The sequence below is a fragment of the Pseudomonas sp. W2Jun17 genome, from assembly GCF_023127795.1.
In the GTDB taxonomy this organism is placed as follows: domain Bacteria; phylum Pseudomonadota; class Gammaproteobacteria; order Pseudomonadales; family Pseudomonadaceae; genus Aquipseudomonas; species Aquipseudomonas synxantha_A.
In genome coordinates, this window is sequence record NZ_SPKO01000040.1 from 1 (window position 1) to 17,923 (window position 17,923).

General features: G+C 61.0%; 10 protein-coding genes. 9 read left to right on the forward strand and 1 reads right to left on the reverse strand.

Annotated features, from left to right (window positions below):
• Positions 1–147: 147 nt before the first annotated feature.
• From recC to E4O98_RS26150, 6 genes are all read left to right on the forward strand, one after another.
• Positions 148–3,600, forward strand: a complete 3,453-nt coding sequence (gene recC, locus E4O98_RS26125; protein WP_248136663.1) for an exodeoxyribonuclease V subunit gamma — start codon at positions 148–150, stop codon at positions 3,598–3,600.
• Positions 3,597–7,268: an exodeoxyribonuclease V subunit beta gene (recB, locus tag E4O98_RS26130; RefSeq protein WP_248136665.1), complete on the forward strand. Its 3,672-nt coding sequence runs from the start codon at positions 3,597–3,599 to the stop codon at positions 7,266–7,268. The genes recC and recB overlap by 4 nt, the downstream gene beginning before the upstream one ends.
• The gene (gene recD, locus E4O98_RS26135) at positions 7,265–9,343 is read left to right on the forward strand and encodes an exodeoxyribonuclease V subunit alpha (RefSeq protein ID WP_248136667.1); all 2,079 of its coding nucleotides are present in this window, start codon (positions 7,265–7,267) and stop codon (positions 9,341–9,343) included. Before recB ends, recD begins: the two co-directional genes overlap by 4 nt.
• Positions 9,344–9,475: 132 nt before the next feature.
• A complete protein-coding gene (locus E4O98_RS26140) occupies positions 9,476–10,042 on the forward strand; it encodes a YfiR family protein (RefSeq protein WP_032879475.1) in 567 nt (188 codons plus the stop codon).
• A complete protein-coding gene (locus E4O98_RS26145) occupies positions 10,039–11,301 on the forward strand; it encodes a diguanylate cyclase (protein WP_032879477.1) in 1,263 nt (420 codons plus the stop codon). The genes E4O98_RS26140 and E4O98_RS26145 overlap by 4 nt, the downstream gene beginning before the upstream one ends.
• 5 nt (positions 11,302–11,306) lie before the next feature.
• Complete coding sequence (locus E4O98_RS26150) at positions 11,307–11,798, forward strand: OmpA family protein (RefSeq protein WP_032879478.1); 492 nt, start codon at positions 11,307–11,309, stop codon at positions 11,796–11,798.
• A 127-nt stretch (positions 11,799–11,925) separates the two neighbouring features.
• On the opposite strand, the gene E4O98_RS26155 is transcribed toward E4O98_RS26150, so the two are convergent.
• Positions 11,926–12,873 carry a LysR family transcriptional regulator gene (locus E4O98_RS26155; RefSeq protein ID WP_032879480.1) on the reverse strand — a complete coding sequence of 316 codons (948 nt, stop codon included), beginning with the start codon at positions 12,871–12,873 and terminating at the stop codon, positions 11,926–11,928.
• Positions 12,874–13,006: 133 nt separating this feature from the next.
• Here E4O98_RS26155 and E4O98_RS26160 point away from each other — a divergent pair, with 133 nt between their 5' ends.
• The 3 genes from E4O98_RS26160 to E4O98_RS26170 form a co-directional block, all read left to right on the forward strand.
• Positions 13,007–14,524 carry a CoA-acylating methylmalonate-semialdehyde dehydrogenase gene (locus E4O98_RS26160; protein ID WP_032879481.1) on the forward strand — a complete coding sequence of 506 codons (1,518 nt, stop codon included), beginning with the start codon at positions 13,007–13,009 and terminating at the stop codon, positions 14,522–14,524.
• Positions 14,525–14,539: 15 nt separating this feature from the next.
• Positions 14,540–15,427, forward strand: coding sequence for a 3-hydroxyisobutyrate dehydrogenase (gene mmsB, locus E4O98_RS26165; protein ID WP_248136669.1), 888 nt, complete (start codon positions 14,540–14,542; stop codon positions 15,425–15,427).
• Between the two features lie 928 nt (positions 15,428–16,355).
• Positions 16,356–17,923: Ig-like domain-containing protein (locus tag E4O98_RS26170; protein WP_248136671.1), on the forward strand; the 1,568-nt coding region annotated here is incomplete at its 3' end.

The following is a 17,923-nucleotide window of genomic DNA, read 5'->3' on the forward strand; positions in this document are numbered from 1 at the left end:
CCCTGTTTGCTAACGCAAACAGGGGTTTTGTTTTGGGCGGTCGAAAAGTGTCCACTCTATCCGCGCACGGCTGTCAGGCTGTGTCCGCCCCATGCACCACAGTGCTAAAGTCCACCCCTCGATTTTGCTTTTCCCAAGGAAGCCGTTATGCCGGACGCGACGTCCCTCAGCCCTGGATTCATGGTGGTTCACGGCAACCGCCTGGACGAACTGCGCAGCCTGGTGGTCAGCTGGATGCGCCGTTATCCACTGGCGCCTTTGGAAAACGAAATCGCGTTGGTACAAAGCAACGGCATCGCCCAATGGCTCAAGCTGGCCTTGGCTGAAGATCCGCAAGAAGATGATATGGGCGGCTGCGGCATTGCCGCAGCAATCGACGTGCAACTGCCTGGCAGCTTTATGTGGCAGCTCTACCGCATGGTCCTGGGCCGTGATGAAATTCCACCCAAGTCCCTGCTCGATAAAGCCCCGCTGACCTGGCGTCTTATGCGCCTGTTACCCGAACTGATTGGCCAGCCGCATTTTGAGCCCCTACAGCGCTTCCTGACTCAAGACACCGACCTGCGTAAACGCTACCAACTTGCCGAGCGCCTGGCCGATTTGTTCGACCAATACCAGGTCTACCGCGCTGATTGGCTGGAAGACTGGGCCGCAGGTCGGCACCAACTGCGCAATGGTCGAGGCGAATCCAAGCCCCTCAACCCTGCCAACTGCTGGCAAGCCGAGTTATGGCGTGCGCTGCTGCTGGATGTAGGAGAGGAGGGCATGGCTGAAAGCCGAGCAGGCGTTCACCAGCGCTTCATCGAGCGCATCAACAGCCTTGAGCAAGCGCCGCCCGGCTTGCCTTCCCGGGTGATTGTATTCGGCATTTCATCACTGCCGGCCCAAGCACTGGAAGCCCTCGCTGGCCTGGCCCGTTTCAGCCAGGTCCTGCTCTGTGTACATAACCCTTGCCGCCATCATTGGTCCGACATCGTCGCCGACAAGGATTTACTGCGTAATGAATACAAGCGCCAGGCGCGCAAAGCCGGTATGCCGGTCACTATCGATCCCCAAACCTTGCACCAGCACGCCCATCCGCTACTGGCGGCCTGGGGCAAGCAGGGCCGTGATTACATCAGTTTGTTGGACAGCTACGATGACCCCAACAGCTACCGCGCGGCATTTCGCGATGGGCGCATCGATCTGTTCAGCGACAGCGAACCCACCACGCTGCTCAACCAGCTGCAGGACGATATCCTCGAACTGCGCCCGCTGAATGAAACCCGCGAACTGTGGCCCGCTGTTGATCTGGAGCATGATACGTCCATCCGGTTCCACATTGCCCACAGCGCCCAGCGCGAAGTGGAAATCCTCCACGACCAATTGCTCCAACGCTTCAGCGCCGATCCAACGTTGCGCCCTCGGGACATCATCGTCATGGTTCCCGACGTCGACAGCTACGCGCCGCACATCCGCGCGGTCTTCGGCCAGCTTGAGCGAAATGACCCACGCTTCATCCCCTTTACCCTGACAGACCAAGGCCAACGCGGCCGCGACCCGCTACTGATCGCCGTCGAACATCTGCTCAAGCTTCCCGACAGTCGTTTCCCCGTCAGTGAAATCCTCGACCTGCTCGACGTTCCCGCCCTGCGTGAGCGTTTTGCTATCAAAGAGCGCGACCTGCCCACCCTGCATCGCTGGATCGAAGGCGCCGGTATCCGCTGGGGGCTGAACGCCGAACAACGTGTCGGTTTGGGTCTACCCACAGATCTGGAACAAAACAGCTGGCGATTCGGCCTGCGCCGTATGTTGCTGGGCTATGCAGTCGGCACTGGCATGGCCTGTGAAGGTATTGAGCCCTACGACGAAATCGGCGGCCTCGATGCGGCATTGATCGGCCCGCTGGTCGCCCTGCTCGATGCCTTGAATGATGCCCATCAGGCGTTATCACAACCGGCTGCTCCCAGGGTGTGGGGCGAGCGATTGCAACGCTTGATGCAGCTGTTCTTCCTGCCCAGCAGCGAGCACGATGACTACCTCTTGGGCCAGCTTGAGCAACTGAGAGAGACCTGGCTGGAAACCTGCGAATCCGTTGGCTTGCAGGACGAGTTACCGCTTACGGTCGTCCGTGAGGCATGGCTGGCCGGATTGGATCAGGGTCGCTTGTCCCAGCGCTTTCTCGCCGGAGCTGTCAATTTTTGTACCCTGATGCCCATGCGTGCGATCCCGTTCAAGCTGGTCTGCCTGCTCGGCATGAACGACGGCGACTACCCACGAGCACAACCGCCGCTGGACTTCGACCTGATGGGCAGCGACTACCGTCCCGGTGACCGTTCGCGCCGCGAAGACGACCGCTACTTACTGCTCGAAGCGCTGCTCTCGGCCCGCGACCAGCTCTATATCAGTTGGGTTGGCCGCAGCATCCGCGATAACAGCGATCGCCCTGCCTCGGTATTGATCGGCCAGTTGCGCGACCACCTCGCCAGCGGCTGGCAGCACGCCGGCAGCGATAAGCCGCTGATCGACGCAATGACCCAGGAACACCCGCTCCAACCCTTCAGCGCCCGCTACTTCCATGAAGGCGATCCACTGTTCAGCTACGCCCGCGAATGGCAATTGCTGCATGAAGCGCGGGATGTCATGCCCCCAGCGAATGTATTGCTGCAGCATCAACAGGAAGAACCCCTGAGCCTCGGTCAGTTGCAGGACTTCTTGCGCAACCCAGTCAAACATTTCTTCAGCCAGCGTCTGAAAGTATTCTTCGAAGACGCAGAAGTGCCTCTGGCTGACGAAGAACCCTTCGTCCTCGACGCACTGCAGCGCTATAGCCTCAGCGACAGTCTGCTAAATGCTGCACTGACCCACCCCGATCACCTCGACCAGGCCCTCAACGCCCAAGCCCTGCGTTTGCAGGGCAGTGGCCTGTTGCCGATGGTCGGTTTCGGTGAGTGCCTGCGTAAGGAGTTGATCGAGCCGTTGCCTGACCTGGTGCAGCGCTATCAACAGCTTCTGGCGCTGTGGCCGACCCCACATACCGGCGCTGAACCTATCAGTTTTGAGTATCGAGGCATTCAGTTGGAAGGCTGGATCAGCGGCTTGCATCGCCGCAGTGATGGCGGCCTGTTAAGCGTTACCACCATCCCCAATAGCATTGGCTCGATCAAGACACGCAAGTGGCATCGCTTGATCCGCCCTTGGGTCAACCATGTGGTGGCCTGCGCCTGTGGCCTGCCATTGAGTACCGGCCTGGTAGCAAGTGACGACACCTTGCTGCTCGAGCCGTTGGATAAACCTACTGCCCAGGAAATCCTCGGCAACCTGCTGCTGGCTTGGCACACCGGTATGAGCACACCGCTGCCCGTTGCAGTAAAAACCGCTTTCGCCTGGCTCGGCCAAACTGACCCCGCCAAGGCCCAAGCCGCGGCCAGCAAAGCTTACGAAGGCGATGGCATCACCACTGACGGCGAACGCCGCGAAACGCCTGCTCTCACGCGGCAATTTCCCGACTACGCGGCGTTGGTCGCCAGTGAGGAATTCGAAGGCTGGTGCGAAACCCTGTATCGCCCGCTCATCAACGCACCATGGCGATCGCTTTCCAGCGCGGAGGCCAGCGCATGATCGGCAAACCCTTGGCCCTGGCATTCCCGCTTAAAGGCAGCCAGTTGATTGAAGCCAGTGCCGGCACTGGCAAGACCTTCACCATCTCCGCGTTATACCTGCGCCTGGTGCTCGGCCATGGTGGTGATGAGTCAGGCTTCGGCCGCGAACTGCTGCCGCCGCAAATTCTCGTCGTCACGTTCACCGATGCGGCCACCAAGGAGCTGCGTGAACGCATCCGCATCCGCCTGGCCGAAGCTGCGCGCTTCTTTCGCGACGAAATCGAACAGCCCGATGCGTTGATCGCCGACCTGCGCGAGCAATACGCTCCGCAGCAATGGCCGGCCTGCGCCAACCGCCTGGACATCGCCGCGCAATGGATGGATGAAGCCGCCGTCTCGACTATCCACAGCTGGTGCCAGCGCATGTTGCGTGAACATGCGTTCGACAGTGGCAGCCTGTTCACCCAGACCCTGGAAACTGACCATAGCGACCTGCTGGGCGAAGTGCTGCGCGATTACTGGCGATTGTTCTGCTACCCGATGCACGACGATGCGCTCAACTGGGTGCGCAACAATTGGGGCGGCCCCGCGGCGCTGATGCCAAGGGTGCGTGCGCTGTTCGGCAGCGAGCGGCCCACCGACGAAAGTCGCGAGCCGGCCGAACTGATCAACGCTTGTTTGCAAGAGCGTCGCGCCGCGCTGACGACCCTCAAGGCACCCTGGCAACAATGGGCGGCCGAGCTGCGCGATATCTGCCTGCAAGCCGTCGCCGCCAAAACGGTCGATGGGCGCAAGATGCAAGCGCGCTACTTCGAACCCTGGTTCGAAAAGATCAGTGCCTGGGCCGCCGATGAAACCCTGGAGCAATTGGACATCGGTACCGGCTTCACGCGCCTGACGCCCGAGGGCATGGCCGAAGCCTGGAAGGGCGAACCGCCGCAGCACCCGGGGATCGAGGCGATGGCCGGCCTCAAAGCCAGCCTCGATGCATTGCCAACGCCCGACGCCGCGGTATTGCAACATGCGGCTGGCTGGGTGGGTAAACGCTTCGAAGAAGAGAAACGTCGCCGCGCTGAAATGGGCTTCGACGACATGCTGATCCGCCTCAACGCGGCCCTTCAGGCAGACGGTGGCGAGCGCCTGGCCAGTGTGATCCGTGAGCAATTCCCGGTGGCGCTGATTGATGAATTTCAAGACACCGACCCGGTGCAATACAGCATCTTCGACAGCATCTACCGCATCGACGAAAACCATCTGGACAGTGGCCTGTTCTTGATCGGCGACCCGAAGCAGGCGATCTACGCCTTTCGCGGTGCCGACATCTACACCTACCTGCGCGCCCGGCAGTCCACCACCGGCCGCCATCACACCCTGGGCACCAACTTCCGCTCCAGCCATGCGATGGTCGAAGCGGTGAACCACGTGTTCCAGCGTGCGGAAACCGGCCGTGGTGCGTTCCTGTTCCGCGAGCCCAACGGCGAGAACCCGGTGCCGTTTCACCCGGTGCTGTCCCAGGGCCGCAGCGAGCACCTGCAGGTTGACGGCCAACCGTTGCCGGCCATGAACCTGTGGCACCTGCCTACCGACCAGCCGATTTCCACCGCGGTTTACCGTCAGCACTTGGCTGCGGCCTGCGCCACACAGATCGTCGCGTTGCTCAATGGTGGGCAGCAAGGCACAGCAGGTTTTGTAAAAGAGGGCAGCCTCAAGGGCGTATTGCCGTCAGACATCGCCATCCTCGTACGTGACGGCAAGGAAGCCCAGGCCGTGCGCGCTGAGTTGGCCAGCCGTGGCGTGCGCAGTGTGTACCTGTCGGATAAGGACTCGGTTTTCGCCGCCCAGGAAGCTCACGACCTGCTGGCCTGGCTCAAGGCCTGCGCCGAGCCGGATGTCGAGCGCCCGCTGCGCGCCGCCCTGGCCTGCGTCACCTTGAACCTGTCCCTGGCGGAACTGGAGCGTCTGAACCAGGACGAATTGGCGTGGGAATCGCGCGTGATGCAGTTCCGTGGCTACCGCGCAATCTGGCGCACCCAAGGCGTGCTGCCGATGCTGCGTCGCCTGCTCCACGACTTCAAGCTGCCTCAAACCCTTATCGCCCGCAGTGATGGCGAGCGCGTGCTGACCAACCTGTTGCACCTCAGTGAGTTGCTGCAACAAGCCGCGTCGGAACTCGATGGTGAACAGGCGTTGATCCGCCACTTGGCCGAACACCTGGCACTGTCGGGCCAGGCCGGTGAAGAACAGATCCTGCGTCTGGAAAGCGATGAGCAACTGGTCAAGGTGGTGACCATCCACAAATCCAAGGGCCTGGAATACGACCTGGTGTTCTTGCCCTTCATCTGCTCGGCCAAACCGGTGGATGGCAGTCGCTTGCCGCTGCATTACCACGATGAACACGGCAAGTCCCAAGTGAGCCTGCGGCCAACGGCCGAGCTGATCGCCCAAGCCGATGACGAGCGCCTGGCCGAAGACCTGCGTTTGTTCTACGTGGCCTTGACCCGCGCCAAACACGCGTGCTGGCTGGGCATTGCCGACCTCAAGCGCGGAAATAACAGCAGCTCGGTCTTGCACCTGTCGGCATTGGGGTATTTGCTGGGGGGCGGGACGTCGTTGGGCGAGTCCACCGGCCTGGCGCGCTGGTTGCTGGATTTACAGGAAGGTTGCCTGGCCATCCGTTATGGCCTTGTGCCGCATATCCAGGACATCCTGTTTCACCCGCCGCGCAATGAAGCGACGTTGCTTGCGCCATTGCTGCCCAAACGCAAGGCTGCGGAAAACTGGTGGATTGCCTCCTACAGTGCCTTGCGCATTGGCGACAGCATGAGCGCCGCCAGCCTCGAAGCGCCGGAAAGCCCGCAGGCCCAGAAGCTGTTCGATGACGAACGCCTCGACCCCGATGCACCACGGGAAGTGGTGGCGTCCGGCGGTGATATTCACCGTTTCCCACGCGGGCCTAATCCAGGCACCTTCCTCCACGGCTTGTTGGAGTGGGCCGGTGAAGAGGGTTTCAACGTGACGCCCGAGGCCATCGAAAAGGCCGTGGGCGCACGCTGTAACCGCCGCAATTGGGAAGGCTGGATCGTTACCCTCAGCGGCTGGCTGGGGCATCTGTTGCAAACGCCGTTGCCGCTGTACAACGACCACGTGACCCTCAGCGGTCTTGAGCAGTACCAGATTGAAATGGAGTTCTGGTTCGCCAGTCACACAGTCGATGTGCTCGCCCTCGACAAGCTGGTGTGCCGGCACACCCACGGCGGCGTTTCCCGTGTGGCCGCGGAGCCGGTGCTGCTCAACGGCATGTTCAAGGGATTTATCGACCTGACGTTCGAACACGAGGGGCGCTACTACGTGGCGGACTACAAATCCAACTGGCTCGGCCCCGACGATTCGGCCTACACCCAGCAAGCCATGGAGCAGTCGATCCTTGAGCATCGGTACGACCTGCAATACGTACTTTACCTGCTGGCCCTGCATCGCCAGCTCAAGGCACGCCTGCCCGATTATGACTACGACCAGCACGTCGGCGGCGCCTTGTACCTGTTCCTGCGTGGCACCCAGTCGGTGAGCCAGGGGGCGTATTTCACCCGGCCGCCCCGTGAGCTGATCGAAAGCCTGGACCTGTTGTTCCAGGGCAAGCCAATTGCGCCCAAGGTCGAGCCCGTCTGGGAACAAGGAGTGTTGCTATGAGCCTGTCGCCGTTACCGCTGGAGGAGCTGGCACCGCTGAGTCACGCCACTGACCTGGTGCAGTTGCTTGAGCGTTGGGTCGAGCGTGGCTGGTTGCGGGCCCTGGACAAAGCCTTCGTCGGCTTCCTGCACGAGCTTGATGCCCAGGCCGATCCCTTGGTGCTGCTGGCGGCCGCGTTGACCAGCCATCAACTGGGCCATGGCCACGTCTGCCTGGACCTGTTCGAAACCCTCAAGACGCCGGACTTCGCCCTGTCTTTGCCGCCCGAAGGCGACCTGCACACCGGCGCCATGCTGCTGCCGTCGCAGTTGCTGCACGGCCTGGACGGTGCCCATTGGTGCCATGCCATGGCGGGCAGCCCACTGGTCGCGCTGGCGGTCGATGGCAGCGACGTGGCCCAGAGCCGGCCATTGGTGTTGTCCGGCAAACGCCTGTACCTGCGCCGCTACTGGACCTACGAGCGACGTATCGATCGCGCCCTGCGCCTGCGCCTCGCGAGCGTGGAGCCCGCAGCTGCCGATTTGCCACAACGCCTCAACCGCCTGTTCGACCAACCGGCGCCGGATGGGGTGATTGATTGGCAAAAACTTGCCTGTGCGCTGGCTACCCGCGGCGCATTCAGTATCGTCACCGGCGGCCCCGGCACCGGCAAGACCACCACCGTAGTGCGCCTGCTTGCGTTGCTGCAGGCGCCCGCCGTGGAGTCCGGCAGCCCGTTGCGCATTCGCCTGGCCGCGCCCACCGGTAAAGCCGCTGCGCGCCTGACCGAATCCATCAGCCAGCAAGTGCTGTCGCTGACAGTGCCCGACAGCGTGCGGGAAAAAATCCCGACGCAGGTCACCACGGTTCACCGCCTGCTGGGCAGTCGTCCCGGTACTCGCCACTTCCGGCATCACCTCGGTAATCCATTGCCGTTGGACGTGCTGGTGGTGGATGAAGCCTCGATGATCGACCTGGAAATGATGGCCAACCTGCTCGACGCCTTGCCATCCCATGCGCGTCTGGTATTGCTGGGCGACAAGGACCAATTGGCGTCGGTGGAAGCGGGTGCGGTACTCGGTGATTTGTGTCGTGATGCCGAAGACGGCTGGTACAGCCCGCACACTCGGCAATGGCTGCAAGCCGTCAGCGGCGAAGACCTCAGTGCCAGCGGCCTGCAAGAAGACCTCGACGGTAGCCATCCCCTGGCCCAGCAGGTGGTGATGCTGCGCTATTCACGTCGTTTCGGCGAAGGCAGCGGCATCGGCCAGCTGGCGCGCTGGGTCAACCAGCAAAATGCCGAACAGGCACGTCAGCTGTTGGCCGCAGGTCGTCATGACGACCTGTTTTGCGTCAGCCTCAAGGGCGAGCATGACTATGCCCTTGAGCGCCTGGTGCTGGACGGCCAGGACGACGGCGCCCAAGGCTATCGCTACTACCTGAATCTGCTGCAATCGGCACGTCCACCCTTGGATACGCCACGTGATGACGCGGCCTGGACGCATTGGGCGCAACAGTTGCTGCAAGCCTTCGATGCGTTCCAACTGCTCTGCGCCGTGCGCAAAGGCCCTTGGGGCGTTGAAGGGTTGAATCAGCGCATCACCGCGGCCCTGCGCAAAGTACGCCTGATCGAAGGCGACGAGCAGTGGTACGAAGGTCGTCCGGTACTGATGACCCGTAACGATTACGGCCTGGGCCTGATGAACGGCGACATCGGTATCGCGTTGAAGTTGCCCGAAAACGAGGGCGGCTCCCACGTGCTGCGGGTGGCCTTCCCACGTAACGATGGCCAGGGCGGCGTACGTTTTGTGCTGCCCAGCCGCTTGAATGATGTTGAAACCGTGTATGCGATGACCGTGCACAAATCCCAGGGCTCGGAGTTCACCCATACGGCGCTGATCCTTCCGGACGCTTTGAACCCGGTGTTGACCAAGGAGTTGATCTATACCGGTATTACCCGCGCCAAGCGCTGGTTCAGCTTGATCGAGCCCCGCGGTGGGGTGTTTGAGGAGGCGGTACGGCGCAAGGTCAAGCGTTTGAGCGGGTTGATGCTGGAGTTGGACGCCGTGCCTGAAAAACTGACTGATAGGTCATGAAATATTTCTGATTCAGATGTCTGATTTTTCTGAAAAAATAGTAGGCCTCGTGTCAGCCGTGCGGCATGGGGTTTCCCGCCGCTGTGCTATCGTTGCGGCATCACCCTGGAAAATACCTGAGAGAAGTGCTGCATGAACGTGGCTGTCTCGCCCACAGAGCGCAGTTTGAGCTGGAGACGGATGTTGCTGGTGGCGGTTCTGTGCCTGCTCGCACCGCGCGTCTGGGCGCAGACGCCGAGCCTCGCCGAGCAGCGCGCCCAGGCGGTCACCCAGGTCGTCCTGGGCATTCTCAGTTATGCGCGATGGCCGGTGGAGCCTGCGCAATTGCGGCTGTGTGTTGTGGGGCCGACTCAGTACACCGATGACCTGGTCAAAGGCACCACCCAGGCCACCGGTCGTCCAGTGCTGGTACGGCGCCTGCTGGTCGATCATCCGGATATCGTCAATGCCTGCGATGCCGTCTACATCGGCAAAATCACCCCCGACGAACGCAACCGCCTGTTTACCTCATTGATTGGCCACCCTGTACTCAGCATTAGCGAAGGGGGCGACCAGTGCACGGTGGGCAGCCTGTTCTGCCTGCGCGTCAGCGATGAGCAGGTGTCGTTCGAGGTCAACCTGGATTCCGTCGCCCGCAGCGGCGTGCGTATCCATCCCAGTGTGTTGCAGTTGTCTCGCCGTCGAGCGCCTGGCTCATGAGCCGCGATAAAGTGCGGCCGACCCTGCGCTCGGTGATTGCCCGCGGGCATATGATTCTGGCGCTGGTGGCGGTCACCCTGGCCAGTGTGTCCCTGACCCTGCTCGGCGTACTTGCCCTGCGGGTTTACGCCGAGCACAACCTGCACCTGATCGCCCGCTCCATCAACTACACCGTGGAAGCGGCTGTAGTGTTCAACGACAGCGCGGCGGCCACCGAAGCCCTGAGCCTGATCGCCTCCACCGAAGAAGTGGCCCAGGCAGAAGTATTCGATATCAACGGCAAGCTGCTGGCGCGCTGGGTTCGCCCGGAAACCGGCATGTTGTCACGGGTCGAGTTGCAAATAGCGCACGCCCTGCTCGAACAGCCCATCAGCCAGCCGATTCTGCGCCAAGGGCAAACCGTCGGCAGCATCCATCTGGTCGGCCACGGTGGCAGCCTGTTGCGCTTCTTGCTCAGCGGCCTGATCGGGATTCTGATCTGCACCGCCCTCAGCGCCTGGGTGGCCTTGCACTTGTCGCGGCGTCTGTTAAATGGCATCACCGTGCCACTGCAACGCCTGGCCGCCGTCGCTCACGCCGCGCGCAGCGAGCGAGACTTTGACCGCCGCGTACCCTCGGCGCAGATCGCCGAACTCGACAGCCTGGGCAGCGACTTCAACGCCCTGCTCGGCGAGATGGAGGCCTGGCAGAGCCACCTGCAAAGCGAAAACGAAACCCTGGCCCACCAGGCCAGCCATGACAGCCTCACTGGCCTGCCCAACCGCGCGTTCTTCGAAGGCCGGCTTATTCGCGCCTTGCGTAGTGCCGCCAAGGTCAACGAGCGGGTGGCGGTGCTGTTTCTCGACAGCGACCGCTTCAAAGACATCAACGACAGCTTCGGTCACGCTGCTGGCGATGCCGTGTTGGTGGCTGTTGCCGATCGCGTGCGTGCGCAACTGCGCGAGGATGACCTGGTGGCACGCCTGGGCGGCGATGAATTTGCGGTATTGCTGGCGCCGCTGCACAAGGCCGAAGACGCCCATCGCATCGCCGATAAAATCATTGCCAGCATGGACGTGCCGATTTCGCTGCCAGGGGGTACTCAGGTGTTGACCTCCCTCAGTATCGGCATTGCCATTTATCCCGATCATGGCGCCACTCCCGGCACCTTGCTCAACGCCGCCGATGCGGCGATGTACCAGGCCAAACGCCTGTCTTCAGGCGGCCAGCAAACGGCGGAGTCGGAGCATCCCGTCGTCAACGTTCAACACAGGAGTTGATTCCCTTGTTCGCTAACACACGCGTTTTATTTATTTCCTTACTCGTTGCCTTCCTGGCCCTCAGCGGCTGCCAGACGCCCCCGCCCAAGGGGCTCACCCCGGCGCAAGTCGCCGTACTCAAGCAGCAAGGCTTCGAGCTGACCGACGAGGGCTGGGCCTTCGGCCTGTCCGGCAAGGTCCTGTTTGGCAGCGACATCGAAACCCTCAATAAACCCAGCACCGACATCGTCGAACGCATCGGCCAGGCCCTGGTAGGCGCGGGCATCGAGCGCGTACGTGTCGACGGCCACACCGACGCCTCGGGCAAAGAACCCTACAACGTGGCGCTGTCCCTGCGCCGCGCCAAGAGCGTGGGCAAGGTGCTGACCCGCGTGGGTATGAAAGAAGAAAACATCCAACTGCGCGGTTTGGGCAGCAGCGAGCCGGTGGCGCCGAATACGACCACAGCAGGCCGCACCGAGAATCGCCGGGTGTCGATTGTTGTGATCGCAGACTAAGCGGGTTCACCTTCCCCCAGCTGAAATGCATTCAATATGTGGGAGCTGGCTTGCCTGCGATGGCGGTTGATCGGTAGATATAGCTTTTGCTGATACACCGCTATCGCAGGCAAGCCAGCTCCCACATTCAGCCTGCAAACCGCATCTCCCGCGTCTGCCCCATCAACAACCCTTGATTCTGCTCAGTCACCTCCCTGATGTAATCCCACAACAACGTAATCCGTTTCAACTTCCTCAAATCCTCCCGGCAATACATCCAGAACTGCCGCGTAATCGCAATCTGCTCTCCCAGCACCGGCAACAAGCGCGGATCCTGCGCCGCCAGAAAACACGGCAATATCGCCATCGACCGGCCCTGCTGCGCCGCCACGTACTGCGCGATCACGCTGGTACTGCGCAGGCTGGCGCTGGCGCCGGGCACCACGTTGGCCAGGTACAGCAGCTCCGAGCTGAAGGCCAGGTCATCCACGTAGCTGATAAACGGATGCTCGGCCAAATCCGCAGGTTTGCGGATTGGCGGGTGTTGGTCGAGGTAGTCCTGGGTGGCGTACAGCTGCAGTTTGTAGTCGCACAGTTTGCAGCACACATACGGCCCGTGTTCCGGGCGCTCCAGGGCGATGACGATGTCGGCTTCGCGCTTGGACAGGCTGATGAAGTGGGGCAGGGGCAGGATGTCTACCGAGATCGCGGGATAAGTGTCGACGAAATGGCTCAACTGCGGGGTGACGAAGAAGCTACCGAACCCTTCGGTGCAGCCCATGCGCACATGGCCGGACAGCGCCACGCCGGAGCCGGAGACTTGTTCGCAGGCCATGTGCAGGGTGCTTTCGATGGACTCCGCGTAGCCGAGCAAACGCTGGCCCTCGGTGGTGAGCACGAAGCCGTTGGTCCGGGATTTTTCGAACAGCAACGTACCGAGCGACACTTCCAGTGAACTGATGCGCCGCGACACGGTGGTGTAGTCCACCGCCAGGCGCTTGGCGGCCACGCTGGCCTTGCGGGTGCGCGCCACTTCGAGGAAAAACTTCAGGTCATCCCAGTTCAGGGCGCCTAGAGAGGTGATGTTTTTTTGCATATTGGACCGGCTTTTATGTGCGTTCTTATTAGAAGTTTGCACATCTATACTCCAAAAACAGTCCGAACGCCTCATTCTTCAAGGCGATTCAACGCCTTGGTTCTCTGCATAACTACAAGATTCTGGAGACCACATGAACGCATCTGCCGATATTTCCGTGCAACAGGTCAAGTTGCTGATCAACGGCGAGTGGGTCGAATCCAAGACCACCGAGTGGCAAGACATCGTCAACCCGGCCACCCAACAAGTGCTGGCCAAGGTCCCGTTTGCCACTGCCGATGAAGTCAACGCTGCCATCGACGCCGCCCATCGCGCCTTTCAGACCTGGAAGCTGACGCCGATCGGTGCGCGGATGCGCATCATGCTCAAGCTGCAAGCCCTGATCCGTGAACACTCCAAGCGTATCGCCGTGGTCCTCAGCGCCGAGCAGGGCAAGACCATTGCCGATGCCGAGGGCGATATTTTTCGTGGTCTGGAGGTGGTCGAACACGCCTGTTCCATCGGCACCCTGCAAATGGGCGAATTCGCCGAAAACGTGGCCGGTGGCGTGGACACCTACACCCTGCGCCAACCTATCGGTGTGTGCGCCGGCATCACTCCGTTCAACTTCCCGGCGATGATTCCGCTGTGGATGTTCCCGATGGCGATTGCCTGCGGTAATACCTTCGTCCTCAAGCCTTCCGAGCAAGACCCGTTGTCGACCATGCTGCTGGTGGAGCTGGCGCTGGAAGCCGGTGTGCCGGCCGGTGTGCTCAACGTGGTGCATGGCGGTAAGGACGTGGTGGATGCACTCTGTACTCATAAAGATATCAAGGCCGTGTCCTTCGTCGGTTCCACCGCCGTCGGCACCCATGTCTACGACCTGGCCGGCAAACACGGCAAGCGCGTGCAGTCGATGATGGGCGCCAAGAACCACGCCGTGGTGCTGCCGGATGCCAACCGTGAACACACCCTCAATGCCCTGGTCGGCGCCGGTTTCGGCGCGGCGGGCCAGCGTTGCATGGCCACCTCGGTGGTGGTGCTGGTGGGCGCGTCCAAGCAGTGGCTGCCGGATCTCAAGGCCCTGGCACAAAAGCTCAAGGTCAATGCTGGCAGCGAAGCCGGCACGGATGTCGGCCCGGTGATCTCCAAGCGCGCCAAGGCACGCATCCTTGAACTGATCGAAAGCGGCGTGAAAGAAGGCGCCAAGCTGGAGCTGGATGGCCGCGATATCAAGGTGCCGGGCTTCGAACAAGGTAACTTTGTCGGCCCGACTCTGTTCTCGGGCGTGACCACCGACATGCGCATCTACACCGAGGAAATCTTCGGCCCGGTGCTGGTGGTGCTGGAAGTCGACACCCTCGACCAAGCCATCGCCCTGGTTAACGCCAACCCGTTCGGCAATGGCACGGGCCTGTTCACCCAAAGTGGTGCGGCGGCGCGTAAATTCCAGAGCGAAATCGATGTGGGCCAGGTCGGCATCAACATTCCGATTCCGGTGCCAGTGCCGTTCTTCAGCTTCACCGGCTCGCGCGGTTCCAAGCTCGGCGACCTGGGCCCGTACGGCAAGCAAGTGGTGCAGTTCTACACCCAGACCAAAACCGTCACCAGCCGCTGGTTCGATGACGACACGGTCAACGATGGCGTCAACACCACCATCAACCTGCGCTGAACCTGGGAGACGACCATGAAGATTGCATTTATCGGCCTGGGCAACATGGGCGCGCCCATGGCCCGCAACCTGATCAAGGCTGGGCACGCGCTTAACCTGTTCGACCTGAACCAGGCGGTACTCAAGGAACTCGCCGAACTGGGCGGCACCATCAGCAGCTCACCGCGTGATGCGGCCCAGGGCGCGGAACTGGTGATTACCATGCTGCCGGCCGCTGCTCACGTGCGCAGCGTATGGCTCAATGACGACGGTGTGCTCGCGGGCATCGGCAAAGGCGTCCCAGCGGTGGATTGCAGCACCATCGATCCGCAAACCATCCGTGATGTAGCGGCAGCGGCAGCGAAACAAGGCGTGACCGTGGCCGATGCACCGGTCTCCGGTGGCACCGGCGGTGCCCAGGCCGGGACGCTGACCTTTATGGTCGGCGCCAACCCGGAATTATTCGCTACCCTGCAACCGGTGCTGGCGCAGATGGGCCGCAACATCGTGCACTGCGGCGATGTCGGCACCGGGCAAATCGCCAAGATCTGTAACAACCTGCTGCTGGGTATCAGCATGGTCGGCGTCAGTGAGGCCATGGCCCTGGGCGATGCGCTCGGCATTGATACGCAAGTGCTGGCCGGCATCATCAACAGCTCCACCGGGCGCTGCTGGAGTTCCGATACCTATAATCCCTGGCCGGGCGTGATCGAAACCGCGCCATCATCGCGTGGCTATACCGGTGGCTTTGGTGCCGACCTGATGCTCAAGGATTTGGGCCTGGCCACGGAAGCCGCACGCCAGGCGCATCAGCCGGTGATCCTCGGCGCAGTGGCCCAGCAGTTGTACCAGTCGATGAGCCAGCGCGGGGAGGGGGGTAAAGACTTCTCGGCCATCATCAATAGCTATCGCAAACCTCAATAAAGGCAAGTTCCGAGAGCCCTCTTTGGGTGGGTTCTCGGAGGTTGGCTTGTCTATGCGTTCGCAGCATTTCAGGCGCCTTGTGCACCTGCCCCCTCGATATATCCCCTAATACCTGTCCCCATCGTGACTAACAACTTTTGCTGCCTCGCATTACGCGAGCTTCGCAGCTATATGCGTTTTTATTACTAATCAACTAACTGGTTCGCATGAGCCTGTTTGAGGTGTGTACCGCCTTGAAATAAATTATTACAACTTGGAAAGGTTTGATGTTTTTTCTCGGTTTTTGATCATTGATTCATCATGTAGAGCGCATGTGGGGAGTGATTAATTATCATGGTGTGATGATAAAAAAATAATTGATGGGCGTCATATATGTGATGGGCATGTTCGTTAAGTAGGCGTGCTTAATACCTGTTTAGTTTTCCCTTTGATGTCGGCTATTGCCTCGCTAGTATCTGGCTGGAGGGCGTTTTCAGTTGGGTATGCCTCCACAGTTTTCACTGCAGTGTTTTACTTTTTCCAAGTTGTGCAGGTGCCTTAAAAATGGCTAGCGAAAGGAAGCGGACAGCGAGTGTTGCCGAGCGATCAGCTGCTTTGGCCCACACCGGTCAGGGACTCGACAAGGCCAGTCTCATGGCTCTCCATCTCTCCCGATTGCTTGAGTTGTGGGCTTGCGGGCGTACCCACTCATTGCCGGTGGCGGCGCCTTCCAGGCTTACCTGCCTGTCACATCAATTGCCGCCCGTGAGTCGCGAGTCCGAGCCCATCAACGCGCGACTGCGTGAAGAAACGGGCGTTGGGTGATCGCCACTTAGTCCGAACAGTTCACCAATAACGCAAAAACAAATTTAGCGCTCGACGGTAATCACCGTCGTGGGCATTCGCTCGCGCTGAGCTTTGTGTGTCCATAAATTGAAACGGGTGAGAGATGAAAAATATAACAATTGTCGACAAGGCGACGGGGACGGCGACGGAACATGCCTTGGGAACTACCAGCCTCAAAGGTACCAGCATTGTAAAGTTGCCCTTCGGGCCGGAAAGCGTTCAGTCGTTTCAACAGTCCGGGCAGAATCTGGTAGTCACGCTGAAGTCAGGTGAGACCGTCACGGTTCAGAACTTTTTTGTGGTGGGCGCCGACGGTGCGAAAAACCAACTGGTGCTGGAAGGTGCAGACGGCACTTTGTTGCTCGGCAACTATTCCACGCCTTATTCGGGCTTCACCTTCACTGAGATTTCGACCCTCGACGACCTGGGTGTGGCCGCCATCGCCGCAGACAGTTCCGTTCCGAACTGGGTGCTGTGGGGGCTGGGGCTCCTCGCCGTGGGCGGCGCCGCCGCAGCAATGAGTGGCGGCGGCGGAGGCGGTGGTAACGATTCGCCACCCGCCGCTCCAGGAGCCGCGAGCGGTCTGGCCGTCAACAGTGCGGGCACGCTCCTCACCGGTAAAGGCCAGGGCGGCACGACGGTAACGGTCAAAGATGCTGCGGGCAATGTGCTCGGTACCAGCACCGTTGGCACAGACGGTAATTTCCAGGTCAGCCTGGGCACACCGCAAACCAATGGTGAAACGCTGCAAGTCACCCTCAAGGATGCCTTGGGCCAAGTCTCGCCGCCTGCAACTGTTGTCGCCGGTGACACCACGGCACCTGCCGCCGCTTCAGAGTTGGAGGTCAGCCCTGACGGTTTGACCGTCAGCGGTAAGGGCGAACCCAATGCCACGGTGACCATAAAGGATGCCGATGGCAATGTAATCGGCACCGGCACGGTGGGGGATGACGGCAGCTTCCAGGTCACCTTGAACACGCCGCAGACTAACGGCGAAACGCTGAGCGTCATTCTCAAAGACGCTGCCGGCAATGAATCCCCTGCCAGCCCTGTGGTGGCGGGTGATACCACCGCACCTTCCGCACCGACCGACCTGGCGTTGAGCACCGACGGCGCAACGCTCAGCGGTAAAGGCGAACCCAATGCCACGGTGACCATAAAGGATACCGATGGCAATGTAATCGGCACTGGGGCAGTGGGAGATGATGGCACCTTCCAAGTGACCTTGAACACGCCTCAGGTTAACGGTGAAACGCTTGCCGTCACCTTGACGGACCCTGCGGGGAATGAGTCTGTCCCGACTAACGTGGTCGCCGTTGATATTGATGATACCGACGCGGACGCAGATGCGGATGCCGACGCTGACGCCGACGCCGATGCTGATGCTGATGCTGACGCCGACGCCGACGCCGATGCTGATGCTGATGCCGATGCCGATGCCGATGCCGATGCCGATGCCGATGCCGATGCTGACGCTGATGCTGATGCTGATGCTGATGCTGATGCTGATGCTGATGCCGACGCCGATGCGGATGCGGATGCTGATGCCGACGCTGATGCTGATGCTGATGCTGATGCTGATGCTGATGCTGATGCTGATGCGGATGCGGATGCGGATGCGGATGCGGATGCGGATGCCGATGCGGATGCCGATGCGGATGCCGACGCCGA

What these genes read in the sequence shown, in the direction of transcription:
- recC (WP_248136663.1), top strand. Translation starts at nt 148, where the DNA reads ATGCCGGACGCGACGTCCCTCAGCCCTGGATTCATGGTGGTTCACGGC.
- recB (WP_248136665.1), top strand. Translation starts at nt 3,597, where the DNA reads ATGATCGGCAAACCCTTGGCCCTGGCATTCCCGCTTAAAGGCAGCCAG.
- recD (WP_248136667.1), top strand. Translation starts at nt 7,265, where the DNA reads ATGAGCCTGTCGCCGTTACCGCTGGAGGAGCTGGCACCGCTGAGTCAC.
- E4O98_RS26140 (WP_032879475.1), top strand. Translation starts at nt 9,476, where the DNA reads ATGAACGTGGCTGTCTCGCCCACAGAGCGCAGTTTGAGCTGGAGACGG.
- E4O98_RS26145 (WP_032879477.1), top strand. Translation starts at nt 10,039, where the DNA reads ATGAGCCGCGATAAAGTGCGGCCGACCCTGCGCTCGGTGATTGCCCGC.
- E4O98_RS26155 (WP_032879480.1), bottom strand. Translation starts at nt 12,873, where the DNA reads ATGCAAAAAAACATCACCTCTCTAGGCGCCCTGAACTGGGATGACCTG.
- E4O98_RS26160 (WP_032879481.1), top strand. Translation starts at nt 13,007, where the DNA reads ATGAACGCATCTGCCGATATTTCCGTGCAACAGGTCAAGTTGCTGATC.
- mmsB (WP_248136669.1), top strand. Translation starts at nt 14,540, where the DNA reads ATGAAGATTGCATTTATCGGCCTGGGCAACATGGGCGCGCCCATGGCC.